This window comes from Paenibacillus vandeheii, from assembly GCF_030433635.1.
Lineage (GTDB): Bacteria > Bacillota > Bacilli > Paenibacillales > Paenibacillaceae > Paenibacillus > Paenibacillus vandeheii.
Genome location: NZ_JAROCD010000003.1, coordinates 123,902 through 146,762, shown reverse-complemented (window position 1 = coordinate 146,762; position 22,861 = coordinate 123,902). Strand labels below are relative to the sequence as shown.

General features: G+C 49.2%; 21 protein-coding genes. 9 read left to right on the top strand and 12 right to left on the bottom strand.

Annotated features, from left to right (window positions below):
* Window positions 1-43: 43 nt before the first annotated feature.
* The 6 genes from P5G61_RS06210 to P5G61_RS06185 all read right to left on the bottom strand — a co-directional run bounded on the left by P5G61_RS06210 (window position 44) and on the right by P5G61_RS06185 (window position 7,971).
* Window positions 44-1,075 (bottom strand): acetyl-CoA carboxylase carboxyltransferase subunit alpha, encoded by a 1,032-nt coding sequence (locus tag P5G61_RS06210; protein ID WP_301245515.1) that lies wholly within the window; start codon window positions 1,073-1,075, stop codon window positions 44-46.
* A complete protein-coding gene (accD, locus tag P5G61_RS06205) occupies window positions 1,076-1,969 on the bottom strand; it encodes an acetyl-CoA carboxylase, carboxyltransferase subunit beta (RefSeq protein WP_301245513.1) in 894 nt (297 codons plus the stop codon). It abuts the gene before it with no gap.
* Between the two features lie 2 nt (window positions 1,970-1,971).
* Window positions 1,972-2,094, bottom strand: coding sequence for a hypothetical protein (locus tag P5G61_RS06200; protein WP_301245511.1), 123 nt, complete (start codon window positions 2,092-2,094; stop codon window positions 1,972-1,974).
* A 280-nt stretch (window positions 2,095-2,374) separates the two neighbouring features.
* Window positions 2,375-2,563 carry a hypothetical protein gene (locus P5G61_RS06195; RefSeq protein ID WP_017689496.1) on the bottom strand — a complete coding sequence of 63 codons (189 nt, stop codon included), beginning with the start codon at window positions 2,561-2,563 and terminating at the stop codon, window positions 2,375-2,377.
* A gap of 293 nt (window positions 2,564-2,856) precedes the next feature.
* Entirely contained in the window at window positions 2,857-3,348 is a 492-nt protein-coding gene (locus P5G61_RS06190; RefSeq protein WP_024629130.1) for a phosphatidylglycerophosphatase A family protein, read from the bottom strand.
* A 558-nt stretch (window positions 3,349-3,906) separates the two neighbouring features.
* Entirely contained in the window at window positions 3,907-7,971 is a 4,065-nt protein-coding gene (locus P5G61_RS06185) for a DNA polymerase III subunit alpha (protein WP_301245497.1), read from the bottom strand.
* Between the two features lie 311 nt (window positions 7,972-8,282).
* On the opposite strand from P5G61_RS06185, the gene P5G61_RS06180 reads away from it, so the two are divergent.
* From P5G61_RS06180 to P5G61_RS06170, 3 genes are all read left to right on the top strand, one after another.
* Entirely contained in the window at window positions 8,283-8,612 is a 330-nt protein-coding gene (locus P5G61_RS06180) for a YtrH family sporulation protein (protein ID WP_024629128.1), read from the top strand.
* 21 nt (window positions 8,613-8,633) lie between these two features.
* A complete protein-coding gene (locus P5G61_RS06175; protein ID WP_024629127.1) occupies window positions 8,634-9,122 on the top strand; it encodes a sporulation membrane protein YtrI in 489 nt (162 codons plus the stop codon).
* 98 nt (window positions 9,123-9,220) lie between these two features.
* Window positions 9,221-9,562, top strand: coding sequence for a YtpI family protein (locus tag P5G61_RS06170; protein ID WP_301245494.1), 342 nt, complete (start codon window positions 9,221-9,223; stop codon window positions 9,560-9,562).
* Window positions 9,563-9,568: 6 nt separating this feature from the next.
* Here the strand turns inward: P5G61_RS06170 and P5G61_RS06165 are convergent, their stop codons facing one another.
* The 4 genes from P5G61_RS06165 to P5G61_RS06150 all read right to left on the bottom strand — a co-directional run bounded on the left by P5G61_RS06165 (window position 9,569) and on the right by P5G61_RS06150 (window position 12,035).
* Entirely contained in the window at window positions 9,569-9,694 is a 126-nt protein-coding gene (locus P5G61_RS06165) for a hypothetical protein (protein ID WP_301245493.1), read from the bottom strand.
* A gap of 32 nt (window positions 9,695-9,726) precedes the next feature.
* Window positions 9,727-11,061 (bottom strand): DRTGG domain-containing protein, encoded by a 1,335-nt coding sequence (locus P5G61_RS06160; protein ID WP_301245491.1) that lies wholly within the window; start codon window positions 11,059-11,061, stop codon window positions 9,727-9,729.
* 237 nt (window positions 11,062-11,298) lie between these two features.
* Window positions 11,299-11,586: a hypothetical protein gene (locus P5G61_RS06155; protein WP_435874059.1), complete on the bottom strand. Its 288-nt coding sequence runs from the start codon at window positions 11,584-11,586 to the stop codon at window positions 11,299-11,301.
* A gap of 101 nt (window positions 11,587-11,687) precedes the next feature.
* Window positions 11,688-12,035, bottom strand: a complete 348-nt coding sequence (locus P5G61_RS06150) for a YlbF/YmcA family competence regulator (RefSeq protein WP_024629123.1) — start codon at window positions 12,033-12,035, stop codon at window positions 11,688-11,690.
* A 280-nt stretch (window positions 12,036-12,315) separates the two neighbouring features.
* Here P5G61_RS06150 and P5G61_RS06145 point away from each other — a divergent pair, with 280 nt between their 5' ends.
* The 5 genes from P5G61_RS06145 (at window position 12,316) to P5G61_RS06125 (ending at window position 18,680) form a co-directional block, all read left to right on the top strand.
* Entirely contained in the window at window positions 12,316-13,683 is a 1,368-nt protein-coding gene (locus P5G61_RS06145; protein WP_301245487.1) for a YheC/YheD family endospore coat-associated protein, read from the top strand.
* Between the two features lie 30 nt (window positions 13,684-13,713).
* Window positions 13,714-14,904, top strand: coding sequence for a YheC/YheD family endospore coat-associated protein (locus tag P5G61_RS06140; protein WP_301245485.1), 1,191 nt, complete (start codon window positions 13,714-13,716; stop codon window positions 14,902-14,904).
* Window positions 14,905-14,965: 61 nt separating this feature from the next.
* Window positions 14,966-16,339: a YheC/YheD family endospore coat-associated protein gene (locus tag P5G61_RS06135; protein ID WP_301245483.1), complete on the top strand. Its 1,374-nt coding sequence runs from the start codon at window positions 14,966-14,968 to the stop codon at window positions 16,337-16,339.
* On the top strand, window positions 16,339-17,445 hold the full coding sequence (locus P5G61_RS06130) for a YheC/YheD family endospore coat-associated protein (RefSeq protein WP_301245481.1): 1,107 nt from the start codon (window positions 16,339-16,341) through the stop codon (window positions 17,443-17,445). The genes P5G61_RS06135 and P5G61_RS06130 overlap by 1 nt, the downstream gene beginning before the upstream one ends.
* Window positions 17,446-17,480: 35 nt before the next feature.
* The gene (locus tag P5G61_RS06125; protein ID WP_301245479.1) at window positions 17,481-18,680 is read left to right on the top strand and encodes a YheC/YheD family endospore coat-associated protein; all 1,200 of its coding nucleotides are present in this window, start codon (window positions 17,481-17,483) and stop codon (window positions 18,678-18,680) included.
* 104 nt (window positions 18,681-18,784) lie between these two features.
* Here P5G61_RS06125 and P5G61_RS06120 read toward each other — a convergent pair whose 3' ends face one another.
* Entirely contained in the window at window positions 18,785-19,471 is a 687-nt protein-coding gene (locus P5G61_RS06120; RefSeq protein WP_301245477.1) for an HAD hydrolase-like protein, read from the bottom strand.
* 287 nt (window positions 19,472-19,758) lie between these two features.
* Here P5G61_RS06120 and P5G61_RS06115 point away from each other — a divergent pair, with 287 nt between their 5' ends.
* On the top strand, window positions 19,759-21,477 hold the full coding sequence (locus tag P5G61_RS06115) for a methyl-accepting chemotaxis protein (RefSeq protein WP_301245475.1): 1,719 nt from the start codon (window positions 19,759-19,761) through the stop codon (window positions 21,475-21,477).
* 125 nt (window positions 21,478-21,602) lie between these two features.
* Here the strand turns inward: P5G61_RS06115 and P5G61_RS06110 are convergent, their stop codons facing one another.
* The gene (locus tag P5G61_RS06110; protein WP_301245473.1) at window positions 21,603-22,583 is read right to left on the bottom strand and encodes a Gfo/Idh/MocA family protein; all 981 of its coding nucleotides are present in this window, start codon (window positions 22,581-22,583) and stop codon (window positions 21,603-21,605) included.
* Window positions 22,584-22,861 lie beyond the last annotated feature (278 nt).

The window sequence follows — 22,861 nt, the reverse complement described above, 5'->3', positions numbered from 1 at the left end:
AATTTACTATACTTTTGCTCATTTGTATAGGAAATTCGTCACATCATTCAGCATTTCCCGACAAATTACCTGCTGTATCGACTTCTACAGGCACTTGAGGGGCTTCAATCTGCGCTTCAGGTTCGAACGTGATAGATCCAATTTTGCGGAATTTCTCATACCGATCCTGCTTCAACTGATCTCCACTCCAACTCTTCATCTCATGCAGATGACGCGCCAATGCCTCACTAATAGCCGCTGCAGATGCTTCATAATCCTTGTGAGCACCACCACGCGGTTCGGGAATGATTTCTTCAATGACCTCCATCTCCAGAAGATCTTTGGCCGTAATTTTCATCGCTTCAGCCGCCTGATCCGCCTTGGATGCATCTTTCCACAGAATGGATGCAGCTCCGTTCGGAGAGATCGCAGAGTAGATCGCATGCTCCAGCATCAACACACGATTACCTACAGCCAGCGCGAGGGCACCGCCGCTTCCACCTTCGCCGATGACCACTACAATAACAGGCACCGAGAGCTTCGCCATTTCCAGCAGGTTACGGGCAATAGCTTCCGATTGACCTCTCTCTTCAGCAGTATTACCCGGATAGGCCCCTTTAGTATCAACGAATGTAATAATTGGGCGACCAAATTTGTTTGCTTGCTTCATCAGACGAAGCCCTTTTCGGAATCCTTCCGGATGTGCGCTCCCAAAAAAGCGGGCGATATTATCCTTCGTATCTTTCCCCCGCTGTTGGCCGATGACCGTTACTGTTTGTCCGTTCAGCTTCGCCAGTCCGCCAATAACCGCCAGATCGTCTCCAAACATGCGGTCACCGTGCAGCTCAATGAAATCCGTAAATATCAGCTGGATCAGATCCAGTGCTGTCGGACGCTGCTGGTGCCGCGCCAGATGCATTTTCTGTGCAGCCGTTATACCAGAATAAATCTCTTCTTCGAGTCTATGATAACGTTCTTCCAGGCGGGCAATTTCGTCGGTGAAGTCGATGCCTTTTTCCTGTCCAAACTGTACGAGCTCTTCGATCTTTTTGCGCATCTCAACCAGAGGCGCTTCATATGGCAACTCACCCGCCATTCAGACCCCTCCTTTTTCACTATGCATGTCTAGAAGCTTGCCCAGGGTGGCTCGAAGTTCCTTCCGATGGACCACCATGTCCAGCTGGCCATGCTGCATATTAAATTCTGCCGTCTGGAAATCATCAGGCAGTTTCTGACGGATCGTCTGCTCAATGACGATTCTGCCGGCAAAGCCAAATACAGCTCCCGGCTCGGCAATATTGATATCACCAAGGCTCGCAAAACTGGCTGAAACTCCGCCTGTCGTCGGATCAGTAATGACCGAAATATACAAGCCGCCCTGTTCATCCAAACGGGATAAAGCCGCGCTTGTTTTCGCCATTTGCATAAGGCTAAGAATACTTTCCTGCATCCGGGCACCCCCGGAAGTTGAGAAAATGATCAAAGGCAAGCGTTTCTCTGTGGCAAGCTCTATCGCACGGGTAATTTTCTCCCCTACTACCGAACCCATACTGCCTGTAAAGAAGTCGAAGCTCATGACAGCAACAACCACAGGCAAACCTTCTATGGTTCCCTCACCCGTAATGACAGCTTCCTTCAGTCCTGACTTCAGACGCTGTTGCTCCAGTTTGTTACTATATCCAGGGAAGTCAAGCGGATTAACCGATATCATATCAGCATCATGCTCTACAAACCCTTGCTCATCTAGAACCATGGCAATACGTTCCATTGCGTTCAAACGCATATGGTATCCGCAAGCCGGACATACTTTCAGGTTCTTTTCCAATTCCTTGCTATATTGAATCGTGCCGCATTTGCTGCACTTGTTCATAAGCCCTTCAGGTATTTCCCGTTTTGGACGTTCTCCAGCTTCCTGACCTTCGCCACGAAGCGCACGCTCGGAAGGTATGGTGGCGTACTTCCGTTTTTTCTGGAATATATCTTTGAACACAACTACACCTCTCCAGCCGTTGATTTGATGTCCGCAACTTGCAGTCCGTTGCCAGTAGCAACTTCATCCGCGCGATGCGGTAAACCGCTTACGACCCATACGCTGCCATGGGCCTTGTCCAGCATTCACAACAAAAAAATCCGCCGGTATAAGGCAAGGATCAGCGGCTTCTGTCAGCACGATTGATGTTACCTGCAATAACCGAAAGATTGTTGCGCTGATGTTTGAATCTGTCTTGGTAGGGTCTCTGGAAGCAATCTGGCGGTCCTTGTCCTAACAAAAAAAGAAGGAAGGACAGCAGCATACAATACATGCAAGTCGATTCCTCTTTCCGCTTGCGCGGTCAGTCCCTTATGTACCATTGGTACTTCTTCATCTGCCAAGGCACGTCTGATATCGAATGAATCAGGAATGCAGAATCGAATTCAGCACTTCCTGAACCTCTTCCAATTCCCCTGAAGGGACGCGAATCTCAAATTGCTGCTTGGATAAACTGATGGGACGGGTCTGTACCAGAAAACCTTCTTCCGAAAGCTTGGTCTTGATCTTGTCCGCAACCTTTGCTGTCGGTGCAATGTAAATCACCGTCCACATGCCATGTCCGCCCCCTAAGCTAATGTTCAGAGCCCGTATATTGGACTAATGATAACATACCTCACTTTTTTTCTGCAAGGAAGGGTTCGGGACCTTTGGGGAGAAAACGAGAACTAGAGGGACATTTGTCCCGTGAGGATAACCGATATGGTTGATGCAATGTTCCTAGGTCTTTCCTTTTCAAAAAAGAATTTCAGGCGCCCCAGGGCAGTATTAGCCGCCCTGGACGACCTTCAACTGAACAAACAAAAGACAGCAAATACACAAATGAAGGAAAACACAAATAAAGGAAATCAGATATCCGATGGATATTTCTTGGCTTTAATATTTTTGTGAGCAATTCGGGCAGAAGCGGCTGCGGCTAGCCCGGCAACCAGGTCGTCCAGAAATACATGTATAGCCGGTCCTGCTTCATTCAGGTCATGAATGACACCAATCTTTTCTTTATCCAGATAACCAAAACTGGTTAAACCGATCATACCATACACGTGGGTAATGCCAAGAGCAAGAGTCTCGTCCACTCCATACAGGGATTCATCCGCCTCCATAATCGCCTGCAAAGGTTGTGGCAAAAGGCGTTTCTCAGCAAGCTCATCAAGAGCTATACCTGTGTACAGCGTATATTGCACCTCTCGTTTCTGCAGTACTGATTTTACACTGGTGACACAGTCATCCATAGTCAGTTCCGGGTGGTACCCTTTTTGCAGACGATATACAATTTCCGCGATTGCATCAATCTGTACACCTCGCCGGGCCAGCATGGCTTCTACGATTTCATATGACATATCTCGACCTCCCGCATCGCTCCCCCGAGGACCCCCAGGTCCTTCGGTGTTCTCAAGTGTATGCGGCAGCCTCCCAAAATGTTCATAAAAAAATGCAGAATGCGCATTCGCTTTGGCAGTCTGCTTACACTGTAAATAATGTAAAAAGCATCACATATTACATTCTTGCGTTCCATATCGCCTTCGCCTGTATACCTGATATTTTTGGTAAAACAAATATAAAAAACCTGCTCGGCAGATGGCCGAACAGGTTTTATCATATGGAATATGAGGGTGTCTCCAAGTCATGAACATCGTGAGAGACACCTTTTTAGCCTTGTCCGAATCTAACGAATCGAACGCAAAACGCACGCTATCAGCTCCAATTTCCATATGTCTGAGTTTTAACGAATCACAGAGATGTTATTTCGCCATTCTATAGGTCGCGCCGCAGGTTTTATACCGGAATAACACCGCTGAAGTTCGTTAAACTTTGTATTCCACGATCATCCGTACTTTAAGGGGCCGTAGGTTCGTTAGCGCTTTGAGGCGAGAGAACTATTACTACCGGACAGCCATTTATTTAATTTTGACCGTACCCTCGCCCAGCATCTGTTCCATTTCTGAGAACAAAGAGGGCGAAGGTTTAATGCGATAGGCATCACTCAATGCGAGCAGCTTCTGCTGCTGCTCATAGAAGAGCACCGTCGCCACCGGACCCGAATGCTGCTGAAGCAGCTGCTTGAGTCGGGCCAGAAGCTCTGGCTTCTCCGCCTGCGGGGTGATCTTCACGAACACTCGTTGCTCTACAACCCGCGGGCCACGGCTCTGCTCCGTGCCGCCAGCGGCCTCAGCGGGCCGGGGAGCCACGGAAGCGGCCCCATTGGCATGGGCTGCCGACCCCTGGCTTCCGCTGCTGCGCGCAGCTCCAGCATTCACGCCTGCGCTGCTGCGCTGCGCTCCGGCCCCCGCGCCGGCCGCCTGCCGTGGCGAAGCCGCCGGGCGCGATTTGCTGCCGCTGCCGGGCTTACCGCGCCGTTCGCGGCTGCGCAGCTGCTGTTCCAGTGCCGCCGGTGACAACGGCGCCACTTCCTCAGCCAGCAGCTTAAACCCTTCGTCCTGCTGCTGCACCTTGGCACGCACGACGAGCAGTTCACCTTTCCCGACATACTGCTGGCTGCTCCGCCATACTTCGGGAAAGAGAACCACTTCACAGCGTTCGATCTGGTCTTCCAGCTCCATGAACGCCATTGCCTTGCCCTGCTTCGTCGTAATCGACTTCACAGACACAACCATCCCGGCTGCGACAGCCATCGTATCGTCAGCCGCTTCCGTCAGCTCCATAATGCGATCTGCGCCGCTGGATTCGAGCACATCTTCGTAGTCATCCAATGGGTGACCAGATAGATACAAACCTAACAGCTCACGCTCCAGCTCCAGCTGCTGACTCCCGGAATAAGGCGGGATTTCGGGATATTCAATCTCCCAGTTTGGCGTCTCGACAAAATCAAACAATTGAATTTGCAGATCCTCACGTTCCTTGCGCCATTTCAAAGCCGCTTCTACGGTCTCATCCAACATCGCCAGTAACTGGGCACGGTGTCCGGGTAATGTGTCAAAGGCTCCCGCCTGAATAAGCGATTCAATCACACGTTTGTTACATACACGCAAATCGACACGTCGACAAAAATCGAGCAAACTGTCGAACGGTCTTTCCTGCCGTACAATCATGATACTCTCCATCGCCTGGGTACCTACATTTTTCACCGCAGCTAGACCGAATCGTATTGCCCCGGTTGCTTTATCTGCATCCAAATTGTGATCCGGCGATCCATCTTGATCATGTACAGCAGACAATCCACGCTGTTCAGCGTGCGAGGAATTCTCTTCCCGACTCCCCTGTAGATGTTCTGCTGTAGAAACCGTCACCACGCCCGAACCAGTTCGACCCTCGGAATGCTCTGGCATAGTCGTCTCTGCCTGCCACCCATATGCACCACCGTCTTCGTCTGGTGTGGGACCCGGATCATCCGGCAAAGGTGCTTCACCGTATTCCGCATGTCCCGAATAATGATCATCCTCAGGTACAGCATGTTCCATAATCGGACTTGCTGTTCCGTCCTCACCATGTTCTTCCCCTATATGTTGGGTTTCCGCTGCTTTCCCAGCTTTTGTGCTGCTGGATGATGCAAGCACAGGTGTAAACAGAATGCCACTTTCATTCACATCCGGCGGAAGTACATTAATGTCCATACGCCGACATTCCACAACGTACTCTGCCACTTTGCGGTGACTGCCCATAACGGCTGTTAACATGGAGGCCATAAAATGAACAGGATAATGTGCCTTCAGATAAGCCGTCTGGAAAGCCAGCACCCCATACGCCGCGGCATGGGCACGAGGGAAACCATAATTAGCAAACTTGACGATCATATCATAGACCAGATCTGCCTCCGCTTCGCTGTATCCTTGCTTGAGACTGCCCTGAACAAAATGTCCTCGTTCGAGATCCAGTACTTCCCGCTTCTTCTTGGAAACCGCTCTGCGGAGCAAATCCGCTTCACCGAGAGAGAAGCCCGCCATCCGGGAAGCAATCTGCATAATTTGTTCCTGATATACAATGATGCCATACGTATCCTTAAGGATGGACTCCAGATCTGCATGGGGGTATTCCACTTCGATCTGTCCATGTTTACCCTGAATGTATTTGGATATGAATTCCATCGGGCCTGGACGATACAAGGCCAGTACAGAAATAATATCTTCGAATACACTTGGCTTCAGCTCCTTCAGGACTCGACGCACCCCTGCGGATTCCAACTGGAATATGCCCATCGTGTCACCTCGACCAAGCATCTCATACGTGAGTGCATCGTCGTCCGCAATATGACGGAAATCCGGAATCTCGCCATCTTCACCAATCCAGCGCAGACAGCGTTCAATAATTGAAAGAGTGCGCAGACCAAGGAAGTCCATTTTGAGCAGTCCAATGGACTCCAGGTTTTCCATGGAATACTGCGTTAAGGCCGTTCCCTCACTGCCCTCCTGAAGCGGAACGGCATCCGTCAGCGGATCACGAGAAATGACGACCCCCGCCGCATGTGTGGAGGCATGACGAGGCATGCCTTCCACTTTCATCGCCATATCGAGCAATTCACGTGTTTTGGGCTTGGTCTCATATAGAGCTTTCAGTTCAGGTGTGCCTTCCATGGCCCGCTGAATGTTAATGCCGAGCTGTGCAGGAATCAGCTTCGCTGCCTTGTCCACCTCGCCGTAAGGCACATTTAGTGCACGTCCGACGTCCCGAACGGCTGCACGGGCAGCCATCGTACCAAAAGTGATAATTTGGGCGACATGGGCTTTGCCGTATTTTTTCGCAACATATTCAATGACTTCATCCCGCCGTTCATCACTGAAGTCGATATCAATATCCGGCATGGATATCCGTTCCGGATTCAGAAACCGCTCGAAGAGCAGGTTATATTTCATCGGATCAACGTCTGTAATACGCAAAGTATAGGCAACCAGACTACCTGCCGAGGAGCCACGGCCCGGTCCGGTGACAATTCCCTGCCTGTGAGAATAAGCGATAAAATCCCATACGATCAGGAAATAATCCGAGAATCCCATACTGTCTATAACCCGGAGCTCATAATCCAGCCGTTGTTCAAGTTCGGCTCTGAGTTCCGTGTCCGTCCAACGCGATGTTTCAGTATATCGCTTCTCCATTCCCTCTTCGCACAACTGACGCAGATAGGCAGAAGGGCTTTTTCCTTCTGGAAGCGGTCTGTACTCCGGCAAAATCGATTTGCCGAATTCCAGCTGCAACTCACACGACTCCGCGATTCGAACCGTATTCTCCAACGCCTCAGGCACATGGGGGAACAAACGCGCCATTTCTTGTTCACTCTTGAGATAAAGCTGATTGGTTCCGATGCGCAGTCGAGTCTCATCATCTACCGTTTTTCCTGTTCCGATACAGATCAACACATCCTGAAGCTCGGCGTCCTCTTCCGACAGATAGTGCGCATCATTGGTAGCCACCAATGGAATATCAAGCTCTGCTGCCAGACGAATCAGCTGGGGGTTGACTCTTTTTTGTTCAGATAGCCCATGATCCTGCAGCTCCAGATAGAAATCGGCACCAAAAATGTTTTTGTAACGGAGCGCCGCACGCTTTGCCTCTTCTTCTCGTCCATGCAGAAGATGCTGGGGAACTTCTCCTCCCAGACAAGCACTTAGACAAATGATCCCCTCATGATGGGCGGCCAGACTTTCCATATCAATACGCGGCTTGTAATGGAAGCCTTCCAAATGTCCGATGGAGCATAGTTTCATCAGATTGCGATAACCCGTCATATTTTTGGCCAGTAAAATCAGATGATGGATCGGCTGATCCTTGCGGCTTCCCCGCTCTTTGCGAGACCCGGCGGTCATATAAGCCTCACATCCAATGATCGGCTTTATCCCCCGCTCAACGCAGGCTTTATAGAAAGGGATGGCGCCATACATTACACCGTGGTCGGTCAATGCCAGCGTAGTCATTCCGAGATCCGCGGCCTTATTCACGAGATCCGGTATACGCGCAGCGCCGTCCAGCAAACTATATTCACTGTGAACGTGCAAATGCACAAAAGAACTCATGTTTTTTTCTTCCTTTCGCCATGGACAGTCGCAGCAAACGTCTTGCATCAGGTGGTTGCTGTACTATCTTCTTCTATCCGTATTTTTCATCCTTCGGGTTCAAACCGAAAGTCGATTTCTGTATTGATGCAAAATGTTGCTATAAATGAAATGAATGAAATATAAGAATTCATTCTAATGAAGAGTGTTTTATTATTCTATTTTATCATAACGTTCGGGGGCACGCCCATACAATAGAAGTACAAGCCGCTCCCCCTGTTCCGGACCGAAGACAGGAGGTGTGCTGCTGGGTCTGAAAGGGGTGTTGCCGGATGAGCACATTTTTGTCCAAAGCTATTCTTGATTTCTTCATTGCGTTTGGGATCGTGCTGGGCGGCGCGATGATTGGAGGTATAGGAGCAGTGGTCTCTCTCCAGCCTCCAACACAGACGATGCTTGATGTCGCCGGGAAAATTAAAATTTGGGCGCTCGCAGCGGCCGTCGGCGGTACAATCGATCCGATGCGGGTTATCGAAAGCAACGTGCTGGACGGCAATCTGTCTCCGGCAGTCAAACAAATTCTGTACCTGATATCCGCATTTATGGGCGCCCACATGGGTACTGAGCTGGTGAAATGGGTTTGCGGTGGAGGACGGGGTTAACATGACTCCAGGACAGCGCCCATGAGAATCCCTCCTTTTGAACGTTACCGCCCACTTATGCGTATGACTGCTGTCTTTGTTCTGGGAATGATCGCCGGTTGTGTCGTGTACAACGGTGTATTTCACCTGAGTTACAACGAGTTGTGGCTCAACAATCAGGAGTTGCAGCTTCAGCTGCATCAGAATGAGGAGGATATTAAAACGCTGAAAAAATATAGTAAACGCCAAACCGTCATTAAGGAAATCAAAGTTCGCGCAGAAGATTCTGACAAGGGACCGGACGAGGCCTCCCTGAAAGTAATGTTACAGAAACTGGGGGATGAACTTGAAGTTCTTCGGGGCCGCGACGTCTTCAACATCGACGAGTACAGCAAAATGACACGCATTATGCTGAACCAAAAAGTGTACGAGGTCAGAGAAAAAGAGTATACCGTTCAGGTGAAAACGATGCTGGTGATGGAAGGTGTGCTGCAAGTTTGGGTTCAGATTCGGATGCACGTTCCTGCATAGAAAGCAGATGACAGCTCCAGAAAAAAACTGCCCTTGCCCTCTGCCTGCATGGTACAATAAGGGCAGTAAATGCTTTCCAGAAAAGGAGCTGCGTCTTTGTGTTCATCGATGTACTCAAATATGCCCTGATCGCCATCTTTGCCCTTGCTATGGTCTGCTCAGCTCTGAACAGCATTCGTTCACGCAGGACCACAGATCCCATCGCTACAGGTCTTTATCGTTCATGGACCAACATCTGGATGGGCAGCATGCTCGTTATTCTTGCCCTGATCCTGATGTTTGTCTTTACCGGTTCTACGCTATCCGTCGTTGTGGAAGCGCTATTTCTGATTATGGGGGCGTACAATCTATTCGCTGGGTTACGCAACCGCAGTTACTACGCCCGCATGCAGCATCGTTCAGACAATGGAACTGGCAAGACATCCGGACAATCTGCCTAAATATATTTAGCGGGATGTCGTCGCATCAAAAAGAGAGTATTCCTCATCGATCGAACAAGCCTGAGCCACATTCATTTCGGGATTCAGTGCGCTGATTCGTTCAGGGGGATACTCTCTTTTTTCTGAACTCATGATATTTTTCGAACTCTGGATCATTCGCCTTACTAGGCATGGTCAATGGATTGCAGCGTCATCACTGCTTTGCATACCACATTCCCATCACGGGTGATCACAATATCCATTTTACAAGTCCGACGACTCGTCTCCAAAATAATAGGACGAACCAGAATTTGATCTTCAATCTGTACCGGGCGAACAAAATACGTTGTTACATTATCCACGACATGGTCGTTTCCTGTAACGTCCCAGGCTGCACGCCGTCCCGCCTGTGTCATCACATTCAGCAGAACACCTTCCGAGATGGTTCCGAGGTCTGTCGCCATCTGAGGAATGATGAACCCGTGGAAAAACAATTCGTTCTGCTCTCCGCGCTCCTCGGCGAACCCGTTCCAGATCAGATGATCAAACGTCTCTCCAAGCTGAGGCTGCTTCTGTGCATCCCGCATCGCCTGCAGCACTTCCTTACGGGTAACGGATGCAATCAGTTTACGGTTCCGATCCACAATCGGCAGGAAGTCAATGCCCTCCCACGTCATGATCTGTGCTGCCGAAGCCAGTGAGGTTTGCAGCGAAGCTGTGATCGGGCGGCGTACAACACATTTCTCAATACTCTGATCCTCTCTTAGCTCGCTTACATCTTTCAGGCTTACAATGCCGATTACCCGGTTCCATTCATCTACTACCGGGAAGCGATGTTCTCCCGTCTCAGAAACCAGCAGGTGAAAATCCGCGGCTGAACTGGTTACCTTAAGCACCTGAAGGCGGGGTTTCTGCCCAATAATGTCCTCAACCAGCATGATTTTTTTCTTAATCAGTCGATCGAAGATCGCACGGTTAATCATTGAAGCCACCGTAAATGTATCATGTCTGGAGGAAATAATGGGCAGACCCAACTCATCAGCCATCACTCTCACTTCACGGCTTGTACCAAAGCCCCCAGTAATTAACACGCCTGCGCCCTGTTCGAGGGCAAGGGAATGTGCATTGTCCCGGTTCCCGACAATCAGCAGACTTCCCGCGTCAATGTACCGGGCCATGGCCTGCTCTTTCATTGCTCCGATCACATACTTGTGAAGCGGCTTGGCCAGACCGTCACTTCCACCCAACACATGACCTTCGACGATGGTTACCACATCGGCAAAAGTCAGCTGCTCGGTCATGCCGCGAGGTCTTTTCTCGATCCGCACCGTTCCAATTCGTTCCTTGGTCACGACCAGGCCGAAGTTCTCTGCCTCTTTTACCGCACGATATGCCGTTCCTTCGCTTACGCCCAGCTCCCGTGCCAGTCCACGCACCGATATTTTACTGCCTACTTTCAGTTGTTCAATATGTTGAAGCAGCTGCTCGTGCTTCGTCACGTTTTCTTCCTGTCCGTCCATCTGTACCACCCCCGAAGATGCATCTGTACCATTCTGTATCTATTATAACACGACCTTAAGAAAATAACCCCACTCCTCGCGCCTTTCTCCTAAAGCACCACACTAAATAGATCACAATAATCGGAATATCAAATTAAAGGTATACAAAAAAGACCGGCCCCTTCATACAAAAGGGAATCCGGCCTTACTTCAACAGATAGAACCATCTCTATCACCATGTCACATGTGATTCAAAGCTTATATAGACTTGCTCTGCTCCTGCTTGTCCACCAATTTCATCTCCCACTGCCGCAGCTTTGCCCGCCGAACAGCTTCCAGTGCACGCTTCTTCTCTTCATCTACACCAAGAATAAAATGCAGATGTGCACCAACGATTAATAACGAGAACAGCACCCATACGATGCCAAAAATATTAACCCAATCCATTCCACCAGCAAAGGAAATCCGCGGCAACGCAATGACCAGCATCGACAACGCGATAAGCAGATAGATCACATGTTTTGCTTTCTTCAACCTTTTCACCATTCACAGCTCCTTCGTTCTTGATCGACTCTATATGTCTAGTCTATGAACGATAAGGAGCTAATATGAAAGGTTCAGGCAAAAAAAAGGGACACGGTTTAGGCTTAGGCTTCAGCGCCACCGTAAAGATGACCCAGACTGTCTGCAATAATTTTATTCACGTCTTCAATAATGACACTCAGGCGACGTTCAGCGTCAAACAGACGACGGATGTTCAGGTTCAGGCTTAGTACTTCAAACAGCTTCTCCATTTTCTCCATCTCATCCGGAGCAGGCATATCCCCACTCATCATACGCTGTTGCAATTCCATCTGTTGATCACGGAAGTTATCCAGCATGGCCTTTGCTTCCGGGTCTACTTCAATCAGCTTCATCGCAGAAGTAATTTCTTCTACCTCGCTGCTTTCTCTCAGTGCTTTGGCCAAATCATTGGCTTTGTCATAAATGTTCACTATAATTCCTCCTCATATTGGGTTGTCCTTCTGTTGTTCATTCGTATTCATTCACATTCTCATCGCATCGTTCACCCGTGTTAATACACGTATTTCACTTCCGTCAAACAAAGGTTGCGGAAACATGCCATCCATTACCTGCCGAGCATCAAATGCATTTAATCCAAATAGGTCAATCACCAAGGGTTATATGTCCTCATATGATGAAGCACATGCCATGTTTAGATGCCGTTCAACTTCGAGATCAGACATCAAGTTGCCGCCCGGAAGGAGATCCGTGATGTCCACTAAAAAAGTAACGATTCAGGTTACCGGCTCGGGCATCCTGCAGGACGACGTCATCATGCTGGGCGAAGGGGTGCTTAAGGCGCTTAAAATCCCTTCTGGCCGACCGCTTCAGCTGCAATTCGGCTCTTTCCGCCGTGAAGTCACTGTCATTCCTGTTCCCAGGTATGACGGTCTGCGCATCAATCAGACGGTAGCCAGCAAGACCGGCCTTGTTCCCCGTTCGGTCCTGAGGATATCCTATCGTTCAGCCAGCCGTACGCTGCGCCTTGGACCCTACATCAGTGTATTGGTTAGCCGGGATTACCCTGATCAGCCCGATCGGCCCTTTGGCTCCATCACGATGTTCTGTCAGGAACTGGTGAACGCCTGCCGAAAGAAGGGCGCCTATGTATCCTTTTTCACACCGGAGGATATTGGAGCGGTAACGGGTTATATGAAAGGCTGGGTGTATGATGACGGCTGGAAAAAGACCGTTCTGCCTATAGCAGACGTCGTCAATAACCGGCTGACGTCCCGTAAGCTTGAGAACAAACCTAGCGTACAGCATTTTATGAAAGAAGTAAAATCGCTCTACGGCACGCAAACTTTCAACGAAAAGTTTCTGGACAAAAATGAAGTATTCGATGCCTTGAAGTCCATTTCAACATTGAAAAGGGTGCTGCCCGAATCCCATTTGCTCAAAACCTCAGCCACCCTTAAAACCATGTGCAACCGATATCCGGTTGTCTTTCTGAAGCCCGTTCGCGGGTCGCTTGGCAAAGGCATCATCCGGGTCTCCCGTCAAAATGACGGCAGCTTTCTCACCCTCGCCACTGGCGTTGGAGGTACCCGAAAACAAACGTATACTTCTCTGGATAAACTGTATGCCAGTATTTCCGGGAAAATGAAAACAACGCGTTACCAGATTCAACAGGGTCTTACCCTTATTGATAACAGCGGCAGACCCGTAGATTTCCGTGCGCTTGTGCAAAAAAACCGTACGGGCAAATGGAGTGTCACTTCCATCGTCGCACGTATTGCAGGCGGCAGTCACTATGTATCCAACCTGGCACGGGGTGGAAGCCTCAGCACAGTCAAGGAAGCTGTAGCCAAAACCCAATTGTCCGGATCAGCCAAAGCTTCTGCTAATGCAGGATTGCATACAGCGGCCCTGGATATCGCCAAAGGCATTGAGGGTGCCATCCCTGCCCATTTTGGTGAACTCGGCATCGACCTTGCTTTGGATACTTCGGGTAAAGTCTGGCTACTCGAAGTGAATTCCAAACCGTCCAAGAACGATAATACGCCACTTAGCGAGAGCAAAATACGGCCTTCGGTCAAAGCGATGCTGGAATACTCCACCTATCTGGCCGGATTCTGAAGAGTCATCCATTAGAGGAGGTGTAGCGGAATGTTCCTGCAACAGCAGACCAACACAGTAGCCATCCTGGTTCGGGCAACAGAAGGCTCGCCTCCTTTCGTGGATGAACTCTTCTGCCGTCGTCTCAGTTTGGATAGTCACCGTTTTGGCCTGAATATCATTGTGCTGGCCGTATCGAATAAACCCAGCGTATCCAGGCTCACACAGGGCTATGCATTCGACAGGGGCGAATGGAACATCGTGCCTCTCCCAGCAGTAGATTTGATCATGAATCGCTGTCTGCTCCCGCTCCCTGGAATATTCAAACAGCAGCTCCAGGCACTTGTTTCCTCAAGCAACGGACACCATGTCCGTTACTGGTCTGCTTCCTTGCCTGGTAAATGGAAGGTTCACCGCGCCTTGTCTGCTGATCCAAGACTGCGCGCCCTTCTGGCGCCTACGACGCTGCTTCAGTCGGATACTTTATGGGAGCAGTGGCTTGAACGCTGGCCGAAAGGTATTTTCTTCAAACCTGTATCGGGTACCCATGGTAAAGATACGTTTCGCCTTTATCACGACGAGCATCACACCTCCTGGATCATGGAGGGAAGAAATACTCGCAATGAATTGATTCACCGTACATTTGAGCATCGCCAGGATGTCTCTGCCTGGCTGGATTTATACAAGGCCGGTAAAAGGATGATCTTACAGCCGTATCTGGAACTGAGTCATTACGGACGACCGTTCGACATTAGGGCCTTGGTGCAAAAAAATGGGCAAGGACGCTGGTCTCTAACCGGATGTATGGTACGGGAAGGACCGGCTGGCTCACTCACTTCCAACTTGCATGGAGGGGGAAAGGCGTACCCTGTGCATCCTTATCTGCTGGAACGATATGGGAGCAATCAATCCGATACTCTGCTGGAGTCGATCAGGCAGGCCGCTGCCCGCATCCCCACCCTGTTGGAGAGCCGCTTTGGCAGACTGGCCGAACTGGGTCTTGATTTCGGAGCAGATGTTCAGGGTCGCCTCTGGCTACTCGAAGTGAATTCGAGACCGGGACGTTCCTCATTCGCAGAGGCCGGTGACACACGTATGCACAATCTGGCCTACACCCGGCCGCTTGCCTATGCCCGTTATTTGCTGCAACAACATGTTCTCACGGACGTGAAGCGTCCAATGAAAATGCCGAATACATCCAGCACAGCTGGCCTGAAACCCATCCCGATTCACGGCGGTTGAGGCACGCAGCGCCCCGCTTGCCATGGAGCCGAAGGATCTTTTCAGGATAGGAGGATAAATCATGAGTTTGACCTTTTGCAATCTGCATTTCACACAGCAGCCGGATAAAGTGGTTTATGTATCCAACGCATTAATGAAAAGTCTAAATCTATCCGGCAAAAAAACGATTCATCTGCGGTTTGGTCGTGACCGGGTGCCCGCAACCATCAAACCGATCAAAAAGGCTGGCAAACATATCTACCTCGCTTCGGGCATACGCAACCTGATGAACGTTCCGAAACGGGGCAGCATCTACCTCCGCAACCTGCAGAACGATGAAGTTCAGTTGGGTCCACTGATCGGCGTGTTGTCTGACGGACCTTCGTCTGGCTCCAATCCGTTTGGTTCACGTACCGGCTTTATCAAACAACTGCTCCGCGAAGGCAGCCGTAAATCCTATATCTATGCGTTCACCCCAAGAGATATTAACTGGCAGAATGAAACGGTATCCGGTCTTTTCCTTAACGACAACGGAAGCTTTAGTCGTAAAACGGTACCTCTGCCAGACGTCGTGTATAACCGGTTACCCAGCCGCCGCTCTGACTTCTCACCAGCAATCAACCAGCTGCGTGAGCGATTTGTCCGGCGCAAGATTCCTTTCTTTAACTGGAGTTTCTTTAACAAGTCGGATATCTATAAGCTGCTGGAGAACGACCCGGCAGCCGGACGTTATATTCCAGAATCCATTACCAATCCGACGGTAGAACAGATGAAAGAAATGCTGGAACGCCATCAGTTTGTCTACTATAAACCAACAGCAGGAAGTCTGGGCAACGGGATCTATCGACTGACCTATTCGCCCAAACGTGGATATTTCGCCCGTTATCGCAAAAAAGGCGGCAACGCCCTGCTGCGTTTCGGTTCCTTCAACAGCCTGATGCGCATGCTTCAGGGCAGACACGGCAAACAGCTCCGCGGTTATGTCGTTCAACAGGGTATCCGGCTCATTGAGATCGACGAATGTCCGATTGATTTCCGCTTTCACATGCATAAAAACGGAAACAATAATTGGGTGGTCGTCGGCATTGGCGCCAAGAAGGCTGGCCGCGGCAGCGTAACTACGCATATCAAAAATGGCGGCTCCCTGATGACCCCTGAGCAGGCGCTCAGCCGCAACTTTGGCGACCGAGCGGGAGAAGTGCTTCAGCATGCCAAATCCGTCGCTATTACACTGGCCCAGGCGATTGAAACCCAGCACCAGCATCTGATTGGTGAGATTGGCTTTGATCTGGGCATTGATCAGGAGGAACATGTATGGATGTTCGAAGCGAACGCCAAACCAGGGCGCTCCATTTTCCGCCATCCTTCTCTGCGGGTGGAAGGAAAATCGTCGGTGGAGCACATTTTAGAACACTGCCTGTATTTGAGCAAATTCCGGAAGAGAGACGGAATTTGATGAGCCTGCAGGATGACTACAAGCCCGTCATTGCCGTCCTGACCATGCATGATGACCAACGCATGTTCAGAGGAAACCATCAAAATTTCCTGGATATTGTGCAGACGGGCGAAAATATGGGGTTTGTGGTGTATGTCGTGACTGTGCGAGATTTGAACGTGAGCGGCTCCACTGTAAGAGGATACACGTACAACAATGGGAGTGGAAAATGGACTTCACAGTCCTTTCCTCTTCCCCATGTGCTGTACAATCGTATCCCCAACCGGGAAGACGAACGAAAGCCCTCGGTACGGCGCAAAATTGAGGAATGCATGCTCTCAGGGATCGAGCTGTATAACCCGTTTTTCTTCAACAAATGGAATTTGTTCGAATGGCTTAAGAAATCCAAATCTACCCAGCAGCTGGTTCCCTATACTCGACGGATGCGAACAGCCTCCTCTCTGGGTACGGTGCTGCGATCACATCCCTACCTCTATTTGAAACCCGAAAGTGGCAAGGCCGGCAAAGGGATCATGATGCTCAAATTCCAGGAAAAAGAACGCCTTCCTTATCGGCTTAAAATACAGAGTACCCGAAAAAGCACCACGTACAAAGCGGCTACACTTTCCAAATTATGGGCTAGAATTCGCAGGGAGACTGGACATACGCCCTATATCATGCAACAGGGTATTGAGCTGGCATCATCCCGCAAGCGTCCTTTCGATCTACGGGTACTTGTGCAGAAAAACGGCAAAGGACAGTGGAGCATAACGGGAATTGGAGCCCGGCTCGCTGGCTCTCGCAGCATAACCACCCATGTGCCGCGCGGAGGTACTGTGGAGGACCCAGAGAAGCTGCTCACCGATCTCTTTGGGGAAGAAATGTCGAATACACTGATGAAGCGGGTGAAGTCCACTTCATTGTTGATCGCCAGACAAGTGGAACGAGGCTCCGGGCATACGCTTGGTGAAATGTCCATGGATCTCGGCATTGACGAGATGGGTGAGCTTTGGTTTTTCGAAGCAAATGCAAAGCCGATGAAGTTCGATGAACCGCAGATTCGGCGGAGGTCATTGGAACGTATTTTTCAGTACAGCGCCTACCTTGCCCGTCAGTCCAAACGATGATGAACAGGAATAACAGCTAAAGAAGGTGATTGTTTGTGTCCTCACCTGTTCTGGGCATTATGACGTTGTACTTAAATGAGCATCGCGCTCTGGAAGAACGGAGCATATACCGCAGAATGATCCTTGAAGGGCGCAAGCGGGGACTCGATGTTTATGTGTTCACACCTGCCGATGTACATTCAGGGGGCAAACAGATTGAGGCAATGGTCTTTCATTCGGAAAAAGGCTGGTCCCGGGAATGGCGTTCATTCCCGGATATCATCTTCGACCGCTGCCGCATACAGCGTAATCGCAGATTTCAGCAACTGCTTGCCTTTCGGCAAAAGTATGGTCACTTGCTCTTTCTCAACCGTCCATTGCGTAACAAGTGGACCATTCATCAGACACTCTACGCAAGGCCAGCCTTTCGCGAGCACTTGCCAGACACCCTTCTGTTCCAGGATATGTCCGATGTCAATCGACTGCTGAAAGCCTCCTCCCTCATTTATCTGAAGCCCATTAATGGAACGGGAGGACGGGGTATTCTCCGCATCGAGCGGGGCGGCAGCGAGGCCAATACGGTTCTTGTGCAGGGACGGGACCAGAAGCGTCGGATCATTACCCCGCGCAAGGTCCATCTGTCACGCCTGGGCTCACTTCTTCAGAACTGGAATATGAAGGACAAATACCTGGTTCAACAGGGAATCCAGCTCCAGCTTCCGAATGGCCGTGTTCATGATTATCGAATGCTGGTTCAGAAGAACGGTGAAGGACAGTGGGAATTGACGGGATGCGCTGGGCGGATGGGTGCAGAGAAAAGTGTGACCTCCAATCTTCATGGCGGTGGTCAGGCTATATCGATGCAGAAATTAATGAAACAATGGATTACGGATGAGAAGCAGCGAGCGGAAATTAACGCAACGGCCGAGAAATTCGGGATTGATGTAGCCACGTTTCTGGAAAACACCTATGGCGACTTGTGTGAATTGGCTCTGGATTTGGCGATTGACAAGAGCGGACACATCTATCTGCTTGAAGTAAATCCGAAACCTGCACGTGAGGTGTTCGCCCGCATTGGTGAGAAAGACACCTATCTCAAAGCGATCACCCAACCATTGGAGTACGCCTTGTGGGTGTACCAAAACCATCCAAATGCAAGCCGTCCCCCTCGTGGCGTGAAGGTAACCAAACCAGTCAAACGTCGCGTAAAAGGTAAATCTCCCACACTCAAAAGGACCAGAAGATCCCGGTTATGACTCGTTAGCTTCGTTGGTCGTGAACCGCGAATCCTCCTAGAATTAAAAAAACCGCCCCCTCCAACGCCCGAATGGACTTGGAGGGGGCGGTTTTTTCTATTTTTCTACTCGGCTTCCCGATACAAACGAAGCAGTTCGGTAAAATCAGAGATCAGTACGTCTGATCCTGCAAGTTCTTCATCCCGACCGAATCCTGCATAGGCACAGCCGATGACGGTCTGGTTGTTCATTTTGCCTGCCTCCACATCAGAAGAGCGGTCCCCTACCATCCATGCATCCTGAATTCGATGCTTCTCAAGCAGGATTTGAACCAGATTAACTTTGGAAGGGGTCTTGTACTGGCCCGCACTATATACGCCTTCAAAGAGCGGCATGATCTCATGAGCAAAGGCCACGCCTTTGACATAGTCCTCCAGCCCGTTACTGGCAACAAATAAGCGCACACCTTGTTCTTTTAATGCTTCAAGCGTCTCTTTTACTTGCGGGTACAGGACAGAGCTTCCTCCATCGAGTCCCTCAATCTCCAGCTGAAGCAGCAGTTCATCTGCACGACGATGCGCCGCAACGGAAGCTTCGGGCATAACCACTTTCCATATATCCTCTAGCAACATCCCCAGGCTCCCAAGCATTCGTTCTTCAGGAGGAGTCTCTCCCTCAAAATGCCCTTCTGCCCGCAATGTATCAAACAGCTGATGATAGGCTGGCAACAATAGGGTTTCCGTCTGAAATAACGTACCATCCATATCAAAAATCATCGCTTCCGGTTTACGCAATACCGTCTTTCTTGTCATGTCCAATGTTCCTTTCGGATTGGGATATGTATTCGAAATCGTTCCCCTTCCATGATAAACATAAACGTTTGGCAGTGTAAACCGTGCAATGTAAAACAACTGTGTCATCAACGTTATACAATATCCGCAAACATTATACTTAAATTAAACAAACTATATACAAAAATGCTGCGTTTAAGTATAATATTGAAAAATAGTACTTTAGACACCCAATCTAAAGAACTATAACAGCTATCCTTCAAGTTTTTTCGACAAATACATATACCCCAAGGAGAGGAATAACAAACATGAAAAAGCACAGGACCTTCAAAATTTTTTATAAGATTGGTTTGGGCTATTTGCTCGTACTCGCTGTATTGGCGGGCTGCATCCTTTTGATCCAGAACAGTACCCGCAAGCTTCAAAGCGAATTGGATTTTCTCGTAGATCACGATATGAAGGTACACGCTCTTACATATGAAATTGAAAAGAGCATGGTGGATATGGAAACAGGCCAGCGGGGCTACGTAATCACAGGGCAGGCAAATTATCTTGACCCGTACACAAACGGAAAAGAACAGCTGGCCGTTCTCAAGGAGCAGCTGGCTACATTAATCTCGGACAACCCCTCACAGCTGAAGCTGCTTGAAGATATACATAGTTATATGGAAAACTGGATTCAAATCGCGGGAGAACCGGTTGTTATGTTGCGCCAGGCCAATGATATGACTTCCATCCGACAATTCTTCACGACAGATCCCGGTAAAAAAGACATGGACCAAATTCGGCAATCCCTGAATACGTTCCGAACCAATGAACTTGCGCTAACCGAAGCACGTACAGGAGCACTGAAACAGAAAAACAAAGTACTGAATTGGGAGTTGTACGGTGCACTAATCCTTGTTGCCATAATCTCGGTCATCGCTGCCTTAGTCTTGTCCCGTTCCATTGTAAGAAACATTCGCACAGTAACACATGCACTGAATGATATCGGCTCCTCCAATGGTGATCTGACCCTGCGTATTGCCACTCCGATGAAAGATGAAACACGGGAATTGGCTGAGGCTGCCAACACCATGCTCTTTGGATTGCAGCAAATGATGCTAGACATTCAAAGCAATGCCACCATTCTGAGCACAGCCTCTGATCGACTGGATAAAGGCGTGTCTGACAATCACATCGCAGGAAAAGAGGTCGCCACGGCCATGGAGCGTGTCGCTGAAGGTGCTGATGAACAGGTTGCCCTCACTCAAACCATGGTCGCTGCGATGGAACAATCGCTCATGGGGCTTAATCGGGTCGCCGCTTCAACAGCCGACGTGGCTGAACGTGCTGTACGTACTGAATCCATCGCCGTTGACGGACAACAGCGTATCGATAATGCTGTTGGGAAAATAACGTTCATTGAGCAATCCTTCCTGTCTGTGCAGGAAGCCATTAACGAAATTTCCAAAATGTCTGATCAAGTGATCAGCATTGCTGATTCCATGTCAGGGATTGCAAGGCAAACCAACCTGCTTGCACTCAATGCTGGAATTGAAGCCGCTCGTGCGGGGGAACATGGACGTGGATTTGCCGTTGTCGCCTCAGAAATTCGCAATCTCGCAGATCAAAGTGCCACGTCAGCGAAGGAAATTACAAACATATTGGAAACTGTTGTAACCGGAGTTCAAAACACGGCCCATGTTGTAGACGAGAGTACACTCCATGTCAACGAAGGATTACGGACGATTAAAGATGCAGGGTATGCCTTCACAAATATTACCCAGCACATTCATGATCTCAGCGATGAGTTTCAGGACATATCCACGGTTGTGGAACAATTGACAACCGGCAGTGAAACGGTAATGAATTCCATTAACGAAGTTTCCGCCGTAGTTGAGGACACCGCATCAGCCACGGAAGAGGTATCGGCCATGACGGAAGAACAACTTGCTTCCCTGCAGGAAATGACGGACACCTCCAAGCAGTTAAACGAAATGTCAGATGCGCTTGATCAACTGGTTAACCGATTCAAGCTTGCCTGACCTTATGGATTATATTTAAACAAACCAAAGAAGCAGATCCTACTCCATCAGGATCTGCTTCTTTGATTTTGTCAAAAGGAAGGAAATTGAACTCGATTCCGTTTCTAACCCGGCACCATTGTGGATTAGGATAGATCTGGATTTTCTGGATTACGCAGCGCTTCAAGCACAAGCTGTGCATGATAGCCATCGTTGAAATCGTATATTTTGGCAGGCTGACCCTGAATACGGGCAATGACGTGTTTCAATACAGGTAGCTGGCTTAAGGATTCTTCTACTTCGACAGGAACAAGTGGCTCTCCGATGCGTCCACTCGATAGTTGATCCCAGTTCTCCAAAGCAATTGTTCCTTCTGTACCGTAAACCACCATGGATACACGCTCTTCACCTGCAAAATGTGCAATGCCGTTTAACTGGATTCGTGTTCCATCCTCCAGCTCCATCGCGGCTTGAACTTCATGTTCACTTTCCCCTGTATTTGGAGGAAATTGAACCTGACTGTTAATCACGCGTATAGAACCAAACACCTTTTGGATCATATGAATCCAATGAATTCCCACTTCAAGAATAAATCCGCCCTGCTCCCGACTCGTAATCCAGGCATTTTGCTGCCACGCTCGAGGCCACTGAGGGAATTGCAGGATCAGATCGATTTTGCGAATCTCGCCAATTGTTTCCTGCTGAATCAACTCTTGCAGTTTCACTACTGACGGTTCATGTGGCATAGAGAAATGGATTGCGTGTACTACACCGGCCTTCTCGGCTGCCTCCAGCATCGCTCTCGCTTCCTCCACACTGTTCGCCAGTGGTTTCTCACAGAACACATGAATCTTGCGCTCTAACGCGTCCATAACGACGGGATAATGATATTTAGGCGGAACTGCAATGTACAGAAGATCAACCGCATGTGTGTCGAGCAATTGCTTAAAATCCGTATACCTCTTCGTCTCAGGATGAGAGGAAGCAAGCGATGCCAAATTTTCCTCATTGGAATCACACACCGCTACAATCTCTACTTTTTCGGTTAGTTCTGCCTGTGTCGCCTGATGTATCATATGTAATCCCATTTTGCCCAATCCAATTACAGCCATTTTTATCGTTGTCATCCAACTCACTCCAATCGAATTCAGTATAAACAGAAAGCTTAACATTGCCAATCCTTACACGGATACGAAATGGGAAATGCACGATTCTCAATGGATCTACACAATTTGAATCTATCACATTCTATAATATTTTACATTTTATTCTATATTTATCGTTTCTAGTTCATTTGTTGCAGGAATATATAACCAATTTATTTTTTCTTATAGGATATAGCATTAAGCGTTTCCAACCTAAGAATCAGGAACTTATACTCATAAAAGGAGTTGACAAAAAACCA